This window comes from Robertkochia sediminum (assembly GCF_016786255.1).
Lineage (GTDB): Bacteria > Bacteroidota > Bacteroidia > Flavobacteriales > Flavobacteriaceae > Robertkochia > Robertkochia sediminum.
The window spans coordinates 26,268-40,365 of sequence record NZ_JADMKT010000067.1; the positions used below are offsets into that span (position 1 = coordinate 26,268).

13 protein-coding genes are annotated in these 14,098 nt (G+C 41.4%); 12 read left to right on the forward strand and 1 reads right to left on the reverse strand.

Translation table 11 applies throughout. The features are described from left to right. The first annotated feature begins 1 nt into the window (after position 1). The 7 genes from IS446_RS03005 to rfbA all read left to right on the forward strand — a co-directional run bounded on the left by IS446_RS03005 (position 2) and on the right by rfbA (position 8,153). Positions 2 to 877 (forward strand): M23 family metallopeptidase, encoded by an 876-nt coding sequence (locus IS446_RS03005; protein ID WP_203058478.1) that lies wholly within the window; start codon positions 2 to 4, stop codon positions 875 to 877. Position 878: 1 nt separating this feature from the next. Further along, entirely contained in the window at positions 879 to 2,375 is a 1,497-nt protein-coding gene (locus IS446_RS03010) for a GH3 auxin-responsive promoter family protein (RefSeq protein WP_203058480.1), read from the forward strand. 45 nt (positions 2,376 to 2,420) lie between these two features. Beyond that, the gene (locus IS446_RS03015) at positions 2,421 to 3,242 is read left to right on the forward strand and encodes a 3'(2'),5'-bisphosphate nucleotidase CysQ family protein (protein ID WP_203058482.1); all 822 of its coding nucleotides are present in this window, start codon (positions 2,421 to 2,423) and stop codon (positions 3,240 to 3,242) included. 111 nt (positions 3,243 to 3,353) lie between these two features. After that, positions 3,354 to 5,033, forward strand: a complete 1,680-nt coding sequence (locus tag IS446_RS03020; RefSeq protein ID WP_203058484.1) for a DUF6909 family protein — start codon at positions 3,354 to 3,356, stop codon at positions 5,031 to 5,033. 3 nt (positions 5,034 to 5,036) lie between these two features. Then, positions 5,037 to 6,101, forward strand: a complete 1,065-nt coding sequence (locus IS446_RS03025) for a hypothetical protein (RefSeq protein WP_203058486.1) — start codon at positions 5,037 to 5,039, stop codon at positions 6,099 to 6,101. Positions 6,102 to 6,234: 133 nt separating this feature from the next. Next, on the forward strand, positions 6,235 to 7,296 hold the full coding sequence (gene rfbB, locus IS446_RS03030; RefSeq protein ID WP_203058488.1) for a dTDP-glucose 4,6-dehydratase: 1,062 nt from the start codon (positions 6,235 to 6,237) through the stop codon (positions 7,294 to 7,296). After that, positions 7,293 to 8,153 (forward strand): glucose-1-phosphate thymidylyltransferase RfbA, encoded by an 861-nt coding sequence (rfbA, locus tag IS446_RS03035; protein WP_203058492.1) that lies wholly within the window; start codon positions 7,293 to 7,295, stop codon positions 8,151 to 8,153. Before rfbB ends, rfbA begins: the two co-directional genes overlap by 4 nt. A 52-nt stretch (positions 8,154 to 8,205) precedes the next feature. Here rfbA and IS446_RS03040 read toward each other — a convergent pair whose 3' ends face one another. After that, positions 8,206 to 8,559: a four helix bundle protein gene (locus IS446_RS03040; RefSeq protein ID WP_203058494.1), complete on the reverse strand. Its 354-nt coding sequence runs from the start codon at positions 8,557 to 8,559 to the stop codon at positions 8,206 to 8,208. Positions 8,560 to 8,723: 164 nt separating this feature from the next. Here IS446_RS03040 and rfbC point away from each other — a divergent pair, with 164 nt between their 5' ends. The 5 genes from rfbC to IS446_RS03065 all read left to right on the forward strand — a co-directional run bounded on the left by rfbC (position 8,724) and on the right by IS446_RS03065 (position 14,049). Continuing rightward, entirely contained in the window at positions 8,724 to 9,287 is a 564-nt protein-coding gene (rfbC, locus tag IS446_RS03045) for a dTDP-4-dehydrorhamnose 3,5-epimerase (protein ID WP_203058496.1), read from the forward strand. Then, positions 9,281 to 10,087: a dTDP-4-dehydrorhamnose reductase gene (gene rfbD / locus IS446_RS03050; protein WP_203058498.1), complete on the forward strand. Its 807-nt coding sequence runs from the start codon at positions 9,281 to 9,283 to the stop codon at positions 10,085 to 10,087. The genes rfbC and rfbD overlap by 7 nt, the downstream gene beginning before the upstream one ends. A gap of 183 nt (positions 10,088 to 10,270) precedes the next feature. After that, positions 10,271 to 11,533 (forward strand): flippase, encoded by a 1,263-nt coding sequence (locus tag IS446_RS03055; protein ID WP_203058500.1) that lies wholly within the window; start codon positions 10,271 to 10,273, stop codon positions 11,531 to 11,533. After that, positions 11,526 to 12,599, forward strand: coding sequence for a glycosyltransferase (locus IS446_RS03060; RefSeq protein ID WP_203058502.1), 1,074 nt, complete (start codon positions 11,526 to 11,528; stop codon positions 12,597 to 12,599). Before IS446_RS03055 ends, IS446_RS03060 begins: the two co-directional genes overlap by 8 nt. Positions 12,600 to 12,639: 40 nt before the next feature. Then, complete coding sequence (locus IS446_RS03065) at positions 12,640 to 14,049, forward strand: O-antigen polymerase (RefSeq protein WP_203058504.1); 1,410 nt, start codon at positions 12,640 to 12,642, stop codon at positions 14,047 to 14,049. The last annotated feature ends 49 nt before the right edge of the window (positions 14,050 to 14,098 follow it).

The window sequence follows — 14,098 nt, forward strand, 5'->3', positions numbered from 1 at the left end:
TATGGCAAAAAAAGAAGAAAAGAGAAAGCAGATCAAACAGAAGTTACTTCACAAATACCGCCTGGTGGTATTGAATGAAGATACTTTCGAAGAACGGCTGTCTTTCAAGCTCAATCGGCTTAACGTTTTCGTTCTGGGTACGCTTTTTACCACGCTGCTTATTGCGGGGACCATTCTTCTTATCGCCTTTACCCCTTTGAAGGAGTATATTCCGGGGTATTCTTCCACTGAACTTCGCATTAAGGCTACCGATCTTGCATTTAAGGTAGACTCCCTGGAGTACAAGCTTGCTGCAAATGAGGCGTATTTTGGAGAGATCCAGAAGGTGCTCAAGGGCGAGATCAATACGGAAGAGATCGACAGGGATTCCCTTTTCTCCGAGTTTAAATTGAACAACGATACGGCCGAGGTGGCTTTACAGCCCAACCGACAGGATTCGCTCCTTCGCGAAAAGGTGGCATTGGAAGATAAATACAATCTTTTTCAGGCGGCTTCTTCCCGTTTGGACTTTGTGCTTTTCCCTCCTTTGCAGGGAACAGTATCTCAGGGGTATAATCCTCAGGAAGAACATTTCGCTATAGATCTTACCGCCCCTGCCCAAACCCCGGTGAAATCGGTTGCCGATGGTACCGTGATCTTTTCTGAATGGACGGCAGAAACCGGATACGTGATCATTGTAGAACATCCTTACGGACTGCTATCGGTATATAAGCATAATTCCTCTTTAAGCAAGCAACAGGGCGACCTGGTAAAGGCCGGTGAGGTTATTGCCATTATTGGGAATACCGGGGAGCTTACTACAGGACCCCACTTGCATTTTGAACTATGGAGTGAAGGGCATGCGGTGAATCCGTCCGATTATATAGACTTTGAATAATATGTCGATTAAAGCAATAGGGGCAAAGGTCTTTGCCCGGATCGTTACCCAACGAATAAAGAAATGGTCAACGCGACCGGTAGAAACTCAGGAAAAGGTTTTTCGCGAGTTGATAGCCAAGGCTAAGGATACACGGTTTGGCCGTGATCATGACTTCAGGTATATCAAGAGTCATGAGGACTTTGCAGCAAGAGTCCCTGTAAGGGATTACGAAGCACTTAAGTCATATGTGGAGCGCGTGGTGAAAGGAGAAGAAAACGTGCTCTGGCCCGGAAAGCCGATCTATTTCGCGAAAACTTCAGGAACCACTTCGGGGGCGAAATACATTCCGATCACCGACGACTCCATGCCCTACCACGTTAAAGCGGCCAGGAATGCTATCCTGTGCTACATTGCCGCAACGGGAAATACAGACTTTGTCGATGGAAAGATGATCTTCTTGCAAGGGAGTCCGATCCTTGAGGAAAAGAACGGAATTAAACTGGGGCGCCTTTCCGGGATCGTAGCGCATTATGTACCGCCTTATCTTCAGAAGAATCGAATGCCCAGCTGGGAAACCAATTGTATAGATGACTGGGAGACGAAGGTGGAAGCGATCGTCGATGAGACCGTTAAGGAGGATATGACCGTGATAAGCGGAATTCCTTCGTGGGTTCAGATGTATTTCGAACGATTGCAAAAGCGTACCGGAAAAAAGGTCGGAGATATCTTTCCCGGATTTAACCTGTTCATTTACGGAGGGGTGAATTTTGAGCCTTACCGCCAGCGTTTTGAATCGCTCATAGGCAGAAGGGTGGATAGTATCGAGCTCTTCCCGGCCAGTGAAGGCTTTTTTGCCTACCAGGATTCGCAAAAGGAACCAGGAATGTTGCTGTTACTGGATGGGGGGATCTTTTATGAATTTATCCGCGCCGAAGAGTTCTTTGATGAGAACCCTGAACGGCTTACCATAGGGCAGGTGGAGAAAGGAGTGAATTATGTGATGATCATTTCTACCAATGCCGGACTTTGGGGATATAACCTCGGGGATACCGTTCAATTCGTTTCTACAGATCCGTACCGCGTGATCGTTTCAGGACGTATCAAGCATTTTATATCGGCCTTTGGGGAGCATGTTATTGCCAAAGAAGTGGAACAGGCTATGCAATTGGTCACTGCGGAACAAGGGATCAAGGTCAGGGAGTTTACGGTAGCGCCACAACTCGACGTTCGGGAGGGAGAACTTCCGTACCATGAATGGCTGATAGAGTTCGAAGAGGTGCCGGCAGACCTGAGCGCCATGATCGCCCGTTTGGATGAGGAAATGCAAAAGCAAAACTCCTATTACTTCGATCTTATAGAAGGTAAGGTTCTGCAGCCGCTTAAGATAAGTGCGGTGAAGCACGGCGGATTCAATGCTTACATGAAGAAGGCCGGGAAATTGGGCGGACAGAATAAAGTGCAGCGACTGGCGAACGACAGAAAGGTGGCTGATGGCCTGAAAGACTTTCTTGTTTAGGATGCCTGTTGCCTGAAAGCCCCAAGGGTAAAATCCTTAGGAATTATGAAACACGATCTTTTTAATATCTCCGAAATAAGAGCAGCTCTTGAAGCTGCTGTGGTTGCCGGAAAGGCCATCATGGAGGTGCATGGAGGCGATCTGGGGACTGAGTATAAGGAAGACGATTCTCCTGTAACTATAGCCGACAAAGCGGCCCATAAGGTGATCTCTGAAACCCTCGAAGGCACCGGGATCCCTTTACTGAGTGAAGAGATGAACCATCCGGAGTACAGGATCAGAAAAAACTGGGAGCGCTATTGGTTGGTAGATCCCCTGGATGGCACCAGGGAATTTGTGAACGGAGGAGACGATTTTACGGTGAATATAGCCCTGATGGAAAATGACTTTCCTGTTCTGGGCATCATCCTGATCCCGGTAACCCGTGAATTTTATATAGGGGGTACTTTGCCCGGGCGTGTTTACAAGCATCAGTTACCTCGTTTGGAGCTTTCAGAGCTGGAAGGCATGGAGCCCGAAGAACTGAAGCCTATAGTGTCTGAGCATATTGGGGTAGCAGTGAGTCATTCGCATTTGAATAAGCGTACTCTGGCATATGTGGAAAAGCTCAGGCTGAAGTACGGTGAAGAACGTATTCGCCTGATCAGGCGTGGTAGTGCGGTTAAATTTTGCATGTTGGCCGAAGGGCAGGCTCAATTTTATCCGCGGTATTCTCCTTGTATGGAATGGGACACTGCTGCAGGGCAGGCCATCTGCGAGACCCAGGGAGCCCGAATGGTGAGAATGGAAGACCAACAGCCTTTGGATTACAACAAAGACGACCTTTATAATCCGCCGTTCCTGTTAAGTGCTTCCGGTTATTATTAGCGGATTTTACGAAAAAACAATACGTTTCAAAATGCTTAAATTACAGTAAGATAGCTCTTGTATAGTGGAGAGTTGGAAAAGAACTCGTATTTTTGCCGGGAAATAGGTGAGATGAGTACTACAGCTAAACGCACCCGGGCCCAGGAATCTACAGCGGCCATTGAACGCATGTACATCACCATGCGTCATCTTTTTAACAGAGGATTTTATAAACCCATGGGAGTTTCGGGAGAGACCCTGAGAGAAGCTTTGTTGCAATTGCGACCGGAGATCTACGGATCGGTGGCTGAGGAAAAAACAGAGCTGCACGGCTTGTTATATGTTTTGGACAGGCTTCCGTATGGGATCGAAGAGTGCAGGTTTATTAACCTGACCAGTGATGAAGGGTATAAGAATTCCGGATTCAAGGTGATCATTCCTCCAAAGCGTCGACGCAATTGCTATCGCATAGACAAGGAGCAAATGAATATTGAGATCACCAGAGGGCGTTCGGATATCTATGATATTCTGACCCATCTTACCTTTATGTTCATCGAGTCGAATAAGATCGCCAATCGCATTTACGATGAAGAAGACAAGACCATCCTGAGGGATTGGGAGCGACTGGAGGAGGCGATCCAAAAGAAAAAGCTTACGGTCACTGAACGTGAAGTAGCCCTGAGTCATATGAGTAATATTATGGGGCGCACCTTTGCCGAATTAAAGAATGCCCACGGCATTTTTAAGACCAAGGAAGAGCCGGACAGATTTCTCCACATCATTTACTGGATGGGGAAACTCGGACTTGCAGAGATCAAAGAAGGGAAGAAACGCACCATAACTTTTAGTCCGGTACTCAGAGAACGCCTTGGACACCATATCCATGGAGAAAGGTGGGCGAATAACATCAAAGAGGTGTTGCACAAGAAAGGACTGCTACGCCGTCCGATCCATATTATCAGTGCAAATATGCACTCGGTCATGAATACGCTTTTCGCCAGAAAGGCTCTTGGTACCCAGGTAAAGGCAAAGTCGGACCTTGACCTCTATACCGAACTGAGTCAGCCGGAAAATAACGCCATGCGTAAGAAGGTGACCGCCTATGCCGAAAAGAATGGCATGATCAGTATTGACGATACCTCAGGAACCAATATCGACGTGCAATTATTCGACCTGAAAAGTATTGGTGGTACAGGTAATAATCCTAATTTTGCAGCCGATAATGAGGCACCTGTCCTTTTTGTGATGGATTATGCCTTTGGTGAGCAGGCTTATGAAACTATTGATGAGTTTTTAAAGCCTTATAAAGAGAAGGATGAAACAAAGCATTATATGAATATTGCTTCCGTTTCGATCATGGGGAAAGCCGGGATCCTTGAAGGAGGAAAAGGCGACCTGATGATCCCTTCGGCACATATTTTTGAAGGAACAGCCGATAATTATCCGTTTAAGAATGAGCTTTGCGCCGATGATTTTAAAGGCAACGGACTCAAAGTGTGTGAAGGAACCATGATCACGGTACTGGGAACCTCGTTGCAGAACAGGGATATTCTGAAGTTTTTCCACGACAGTACCTGGAATGTCATCGGACTGGAAATGGAAGGGGCTCATTATCAAAAAGCCGTGCAATCGGCTTCCCAGATCAGGAAGAGTATTTCTGAGGATGTCAAGGTGAGATATGCGTATTATGCCTCAGATAATCCACTGGAAACAGGGAGTACGCTGGCTTCCGGCGGATTGGGAACAACGGGTGTAAAGCCTACCTACCTGATCACAGAAAAGATATTAGAACAGATATTTAATAGTAAGTAAACCATGGACAACAATTTGCAACCTACCCCCCCAAATCGCAATGCTGAGGAAATTGATCTAGGACAGTTATTTAAGCTCATAGGAGATGGGTTTAGAAAGCTATTCAATTTTATCGGAGGGATCTTTAAAGGCCTTTTCGGATTCTTATTGCAGTTTCTTTTATTCATCCAGAAGCACTTTTTGAAGTTTGTGATCGCAGGGGTGCTTGGAGTTATCCTTGGAGTGGTTGCTGAAAACTTTACCAATACGAAATATGTATCTACCATGGTCGTAGAGCCTAATTTTAATAGTGTTCAGCAGCTCTATAACAATGTTAACTTTTATAACGAACTGGCAGCGGTTAGGGACTCAGTAAGTTTGGCGGAGGCGTTGGAGATTTCTGTCGCGGAAGCTGCGACATTGAGAGAGTTTAGCATTGAATCCTATGCCGATGAGAATCAGAAGGTGAGACTCTTCGATCAGTTCGTTAGGGAGTTAGACACCACCACACAGAAGACCATCAATATGGAGCGTTTTATGGAGAACTTCAACTCTCTGGACGCGCGCTTCCACAATATTTCGGTGGTTGCCACAGATCCTTTTATTGCTCAAAAGACAAGACCTGCGATACTTAATTCCATATCCCGTAACGATTACTTCAAGCTGCAAAAGAACATCACCCAGATCAACCTGGACCTTCAGGATGAGATCATCAAAAAGCAGCTGGCAGAGATCGATTCTCTTCAGGAGCTTTACAAGCGTGTGATGGAGAAAGAAGCCGAAAAACCGCTTCAGGGTACCAATATCAGCCTGGGTGAGAATGGTTCTCAACAAAATAAGGAGTTAGCGCTGATCAACCAGATCGATGAACTTAAGGCTTCTATGGTTTCTTTAAACCAGGAAAAAGCGAATAAGTCAAGTATTATTAATGTGATCTCTGATTTCCCTCGTAGGGGGGTTGAATTAAAAGGACTTGCCAATAATCTGGTCTTTTTAGGACCTGTGGTCTTGATGTTATTGACCTTTTTAGTATTACTGGTTTTAGAGCTTAATAAGTTTCTTATTGCGTATAGAAATAAGTTGAGTTAATTCTATAGTCATAATAATAGATAAGGCCCGGTATTCACCGGGTCTTTTTTGTTGATGACATTCCGTTTGAGATTGAAGAATTGAGGAAAGTTCTTTAATTCTTTCTTATTTTCGTACAAATCGCGAGTTACGCATGACAAAACTACTTATCACCGGAGGTGCAGGATTTATTGGCTCTCATGTGGTTCGGTTATTGGTTAATAGGTATTCCGAATACCAGATCGTTAACCTCGATGCCCTTACCTATGCAGGTAACCTGGAGAATCTAAGTGATATTGAAGGATCACAGAATTACCGGTTTATCAAGGGAGATATCACTGATGCTGCTTTTATTTCAGGACTTTTTGCCAAGGAACGTTTTGACGGGGTGATCCATTTGGCGGCCGAATCTCATGTAGATCGCTCGATTAATAATCCCCTGGTTTTTGCCAAAACCAATATCCTGGGAACGATCAATTTGCTGGAAGGGTTCAGAGCCCTGTGGGAGGATAATTGGGAAGGCAAGCGGTTTTATCATATCAGCACCGATGAGGTCTATGGAACCTTAGGGGAAACCGGTCTTTTTCGTGAAGATACGCCTTACGACCCGAATTCGCCCTACTCGGCATCCAAGGCTTCCTCCGATCACTTCGTGAGGGCATATGGGGAAACCTACGGATTACCCTACGTGATCTCTAATTGTTCTAATAATTACGGACCTAATCAATTCCCTGAGAAGTTGATTCCGCTCTTTCTGAATAATATTATTGAAGAAAAGTCACTTCCGGTATATGGTGATGGAAATTATACCAGGGACTGGTTGTACGTCGAGGATCATGCTGCTGCCATTGATCTTGTTTTGCACAAGGGGAAGACTGGAGAAACTTATAATATCGGTGGATTTAATGAATGGAAGAACATAGACTTGGTGAAATCACTTTGTAGGGTAATGGACTGTAAATTAGGTCGCCCGAAGGGTGCCAGTGAAAAACTGATCACCTTTGTCAAGGACAGACCCGGTCATGACCTGCGTTACGCTATCGATGCCTCAAAGATCAATAATGAATTGGGATGGCAGCCTTCCGTGACCTTTAAAGAAGGATTGGAAAAAACAGTAGATTGGTATTTAGCGCATCAGGAATGGCTCGATCACGTGACCTCGGGAGCGTATCTTGAATATTACAATAATCATTACCATAATAACCAACCCACATGAAAGGTATCATCTTAGCAGGCGGCACCGGCTCTCGATTACATCCGCTTACCCTCGCGGTGAGCAAGCAGCTCATGCCGGTTTACGACAAGCCCATGATCTATTATCCGCTGTCTACCCTAATTTATGCGGGTATTCGTGAGATCCTGATCATTACAACCCCTGAAGACCTGCCGTTATTTCAAAAATTACTGGGCGATGGCAGTCAGTTGGGTTGCTCCTTTCAATATGAGACCCAGGCAAAGCCAAAAGGAATTGCAGAGGCGTTTATTATTGGGGAGTCGTTTATTGGTGATGACAAGGTCGCCTTGATCCTGGGAGACAATATCTTTTACGGCACCGGTTTGGCAGAACTGATGCAGGCCAATAGTGATCCGAATGGAGGTGTGGTTTTTGCGTATCACGTGAACGATCCGGAACGCTACGGGGTGGTGGAATTTAATGAGCAAGGGGTGGCAGTATCTATTGAAGAAAAGCCCGCTCAGCCCCGTTCAAAATTTGCAGTACCCGGAATCTACTTTTATGATAACGAAGTGGTGAAGATCGCCAGGGAGATACAACCGAGTAAGCGAGGTGAATTGGAGATCACGGATATCAATAAAGCCTATATGCAGAAAGGACGGTTAAAGGTTGGCGTATTAGACCGCGGAACGGCATGGTTGGATACCGGAACGTTTCAGTCGCTAATGCAGGCTTCACAATTTGTAGAGGTGATCGAAGAGCGTCAGGGGTTGAAGATCGGATGTATAGAAGAAGCCGCCTTTAGAATGGGCTTAATTGGTAAAGAAGCACTGAAAGAATTGGCCAAGCCCTTAATGAAAAGTGGTTATGGGGAATATCTTTTGGGATTGGTGATATGAATTTGGCTAATTCCGAGAGTTTCGTGAGTTGTAGATGGGGGTAAATTGTAAATCAATTATCAGTTAGTTTGGAAGCTAAGCTTATAAGCATTCGCTTTATGCGCATCAGATCATAGGTGTACTGGCTAATATCGGTAGTGAACCCCAGAAGTTTTGAGATTTCCAGTAATGTTTCTACTTCTGCCGTTGATCCAATGGCAATATTTATAAAGTATAAGAATTGTTTCGAAGTATTCCGGGCGCTTCCTTCAGCGATGTTGGCAGGAACAGATACTGCAGCCCTTCTTATTTGACTGATCAATCCGTATTTCTCTTCTTCGGGGAAAGCTGCAGTTAATTGGTAGAGTAAGCCAACCATTTGGAGGGATAATTTGTAGACATCCAGATCTTTATGTGTTCTGACCAAAACAATTAAATTTATACAAATATATAGAAAATAACCTACACCACTTATTTTGTTATTATCACATTCGTTCAATCTCGCAATTAACGTAATTCAACCAATTCACGCAATTCACGCATTTAATGTAACTCACGAAATTCTCCTATCTTTATCCCAAAACCTGATCAGTGAAAATTACTACAACGCCTTTAAACGACTGTCTTTTACTTGAGCCAAAGATCTATAAGGATGATCGGGGTCTTTTTCTTGAGTCCTTTAATCATAAAGCATTTACCCAGGCGCTTGGATATGAGGTGAACTTTGTCCAGGATAACCTTTCAGTATCTGTTAAAGGGACCTTAAGAGGGCTGCATTTTCAGAAAGGGAGTGATAGTCAGGCTAAATTAGTTCAGGTGTTAAAGGGAAAGGTTCAGGATGTGGTTGTTGACCTTCGGCCGGGATCTTCAACTTATGGGAATACATTTTCCATAGTTTTAGACGATATCGAAAGAAAACAACTCTTTATTCCAAAGGGTTTTGCCCACGGTTTTCTCGCCCTTTCTGATGAGGTGTTGTTTTCCTATAAATGCGACGGGTTCTATGCTCCCGGATCGGAGTCGGGGATTATTTATAATGATCCTGACCTTAATGTTGAATGGCAATTACCAGCGGAGGAATTGGTGCTTTCCGATAAAGACAGAATATTAAAAGGCTTTGATGCCCTTGAATCAGAGCAAGCTTTTCAATGGTAGCGGGGGAGGACAAGAAAGATCCGGTTAAAGTTCTGGTCACAGGAGCCAGTGGACAGCTGGGTATGACCTTGCAGAAATACTATGGGGCAGAGACCGGTATGCAATGGAGCTTTTTTAATTCCAAAGAATTGGATATCTGTGATCCTGAAGCCTTAGCGGCAGTCTTTGAGGATCTCCAACCTGACTACTGCATTAATTGTGCAGCTTACACCAATGTAGAAAAAGCTGAATCAGAACCTGAAAGGGCATTTAAAGTAAATGCTGAAGCGGTTAAGTCTCTAGCGGAACAATGTAAGAAGCATGAAGCCATACTTATTCATATTTCCACTGATTATGTATTTGACGGTACTAAAGGGGCTCCATATACTCCCGATGATAGACCTAATCCGCTGAATGTCTACGGGAAGTCCAAGTTAGCCGGCGAACAATTTATTCAGGAGATATTGGAGCACTATTATATTGTGCGTACCTCCTGGCTATACAGTAAAGAATTCGGCCATAATTTCTACCGCACGATCAAAGCGAAGGCCGAGAAAGGAGAATCGTTAAAGGTCGTCGATGATCAGGTGGGGTGTCCTACCAATACAGTCAATTTATCACGTCACATTGTTGGCCTCATAAATAATACCGTTAGTTTTGGGGTTAAGCATTTTTGTGATGGTGAGGCAATGAGTTGGTATGATTTTGCGCAGAGAATTATAATGGAACTTCGTTCCGAAAGTACACTTCAACCAATGTCTTCAACAGGACTGAAGCAATTAGCAGTTAGACCACCCAATTCTGTGATGCTTACAGAATAGTAAAAAAATTTATGGTTATCCTCACCCATTTGAGCAGTCTCTAATATACTGCTATCTTTTACATGTTAAGGGAATGAAATAATTTGTCAGCCATTGGGGTTGTTGTATTTTTGCAGGCTATGAATTTGCGGTTAAAGAAAGTTATGATTACTAAAGGTTGCCTGCAATTAAATATGGTACGAATTGAAAAGGTATAAAGTATTACTTAAGAGTTCTGATTTCCGGAAGTTGTTTTCGAATTTCAGTGCCTTGTTCGTTATTCAAATCGCGAATTATGTCCTCCCTATTTTGGTACTACCTTTACTGGTAAGGCAATTAGGTGCAGAAAACTTTGGTTTGGTGATGTTTGCACAATCTATGATGGTGTTTTTTCATGTTTTTGTAGATTTTGGGTTTAGTTTAAGTGGAACCAGAGAAGTTTCATTAAACAAGGATACCCCTGAGGAATTATCTAATATCTTCAGTGCTATTTTGTTTATTAAGGTGATATTGTTGATTCTTGGAGCGGGGGTTTTGGCAATAGTGATATTTTCATTTGATAGGTTTAAAGGTGAGGAATTGGTTTACCTTTTAAGCTATGGAATTGTCATAGGGCAGGGGTTGTTTCCCATTTGGTACTTCCAAGGTGTTGAAAAAATGAAAGTTATCACCTTACTCAATGTATCCGCAAAGGTGATATTTACCCTATTAGTGTTTGTTTCAATTCGAGAGGAGTCTGACTACCTGTTAGTTCCAATCTTTAATTCATTTGGATTTATAATTTCCGGTATTCTTGGATTAGTCCTTGCTATAAAAAGTTTGAAAATACGGAAGCCTAAAATGTCCTTGACAATCAGATTACTTAAAGAAAGTTCCTTACTTTTTTACTCTAATGTAGCAACAAGTTTGTACACTGCCAGTAATGTTTTTATACTAGGGTATTTTTCAGGTAATGTTATGGCGGGAATTTTTGCGAGTATGGAGAAGCTGATACTTGCTGTTAAAAATATTTACGTGCCAATCTATCAGGCGGTATTCCCTTGGCTTTCTAAAAAGTCTCCAGCTGAAATACGAGAACTAATAAAGAAATCGTACCCGTTTATTGGTTTAATTGGAGTACTGATGTTTATAACCATTTTATTTGGGGCAGAAACCATCTTAAATTTGTTGTATAATGATCAGAGAATCGGGGAATACTTTTATGTATTACAGTTGTTGGGTCTAATTGCAATTTTTTCTGGTCTGAATATGCTTTTTAATACGTTGTATTTTCCAGCCATAAAGGCTTACAGTGTTAGAACTAAGATATTGATTGCAGGGGCAGTTATTAGCGTAATCCTTAGTTTGATTTTTGTCCCCTTATATAATATTAATGCTACCGCCATCATAACGGTGGTTACGGAATTATTATTATTGATTTTTGCGGTTTTTTATTTCATTAAAGAAAATCCATTTAAAAATGCGTAAACTAGTAATTCTACAAACGACCATTCCCGATTATCGAGAGAAAATATTTTTGTATTTAAGAGAAGAATTGGGTGAGAATTTCATTTTGTTTGGCGGTGATAATTACTTTGAAAGCTCTGTAAAAACTAACTATGGTTTACCATTTATGTGTTTTGTGAGAAATCGGTTTTTTCTAAAAAGAAGGTTTCTTTTTCAAACAGGTATGTGGGGAGCTATTTTGGGGAATAATGTATGGGTTATGGAGATGAATCCCAGAATTATTTCGAACTGGTTGATATTGTTAATACGAAAAGCTGCTGGGAAGAAAACAGTATTATGGGGGCATGCATGGCCACGCGCAGGAAAAGGTTCTAAAAGTGATCGTCTTCGCCATTTTATGAGATCTCTGGCTGATGAAATTATTGTTTATACACATTCTCAAAGAAGGGAGCTTCACGAGCTCATGCCGCATAAAGCTATTGTTGCTGCTCCTAATTCTGTTTTTTTTAAGGATGAGATGTGTTTAATTAATGGAGATCAAGTCTCCAAGCGAAAGAATTTCATTTATGTAGGCCGTTTAACATTGTATAAAAAGCCAATGTTATTGGTTAGGGCATTTAAATGTTTGTGTGCAAAAGATCAAGCTATGGATGTAAATTTATTGATTGTAGGTGCAGGCGAGGAGTATGAAAAAATTCGGCAATATATAGAAGAGAATAATTTAATAGACAGAGTCAAATTGTTTGGACACGTTGGAGATTATGAAGAATTAAAAGACTTATACTCTACTGCAATAGCAAGTGTTTCTCCAGGTTATGTAGGTCTGTCAATTACTCAAAGTTTTGGTTTTGGTGTGCCGATGATAATTTCGAAAAGGGAGAATCACAGCCCAGAGATAGAGGCTGCTGTTGATGGTTTTAACTCGCTTTTCTTTAATACGGATGATATGGAAAATTTAGCAGAGAAAATGGAAGGTGTCATAGCCAATCGTAATTCCTGGATTTCAAGAAGTGAAGAAATAATAGATTTTGCAAAGGAGCGCTATTCTGTTGAAGCAATGGGATCAGCCTTTTTGGAATTGCTGTGATTTATAGTAATTATTAGACAGAAAACGTTACCCACCCCACATGAAAATAAAATTAGCAACTCTTTTCCCACTTATTTTTGCAGGAATTTCGTTTGTGCTATTCTTGTTATATAGCGGTCCGATAAAGGTCTTGGCGTCCTTTATTTTTAATTTCGTTGTTGTTTTTTTTATAACATGGTATCACCTAAATAACGAGAGAAATCACTCCCCTTTTTTATCTTCTTATCTCATTTTTAGTAGCCTGTTTCTTTTTTTTGCACCTGTTATTCAAATAACTAATTTACAGATAAATGGAGGTAAATTTCCAAATGGGTTTCCTTTTAATGATTCCTTGATTATTTACATCAATCTGTTGATTGTGCTCTTTCATATTGTATTTTTTATTTCTTACATATATTTCAGTTCGCGATTGATGGTTAAATTGAAAAGACGGGTAAATATTTCCCGGAATTTTCCATTGCTCGTTATGATCTTACTTGGCGTAGCTTTATTGATTGCAGTTTTTAATTGGAATTACTTAATAACAGAAATGGTAAGGCCCAATTGGTCGGAACTTCAAGAATCTGTTGCCATGTTTTTAGTGAGGAAGAAGGTTCTTTTTCTTGTTCCCTTAGGTATTATTATAATTTGTTCATCTTACCTGAAAAGCGGATTTAAGGTAAATGTAAATTACCTCACAGTCTTGTTCGTTTGTATAATTAGTATTCTTTTGCTTTTATTTTTTAAAAACCCGCTAACAGAAAAGAGAAACGCATTAGGGCCAATCTATATAACACTTATTTTTCTTTTCTTCCCAAGATTATTGAATTCAAACTTAAAATCGTATTCGTTTTTATTTTTTGCACTGATACTAGGATTTCCTTTAATGGCTGTTATCACTCATATTGATGCAACTTTTGATGAAATGATTGGTAGCCCAGGAATATTTATTAATTATCTGAAACATGAAGGCGTCTTTAAAACCTTTAATACTTTGCATTATGATGCCTTTGCAAATATTATGGCAACGATAGATTATGTAAGTGTGAATGGTTTGACCTATGGATTTCAATTGTTAAGTGCATTATTTTTTTTCATTCCTAGGTCTTTGTGGCCGGCTAAACCTATTTCAACAGGTGAATTAATAGGGAATTATTTGATTAGCGATTATGATTTTGTTTTTAATAATTTATCAAATCCATTAATATCTGAGGGGTATGTTAATTTTGGACTCTTTGGAGTGGTATTATTTGCAATTCTGTTGGGATATTTTGGGGCCTATTCTAAAATCTGGTTATTAGAATTTCAATCACCCTTATTGAAGTCGGTTGCATTTTATAGTTCAATCCACTTGATATTCTTGTTGCGGGGAGACTTAACTAACGGATTTGCTTACTTATGCGGTTCGCTGATCGGTTTTTACTTTATCCCTAAATTCTTCAATTTTTTTGTTTCTCGTTTTAGATTATGAAGATCTCAAATATTAATATAAATATCTCGCCTAACGTATTATTCCATAT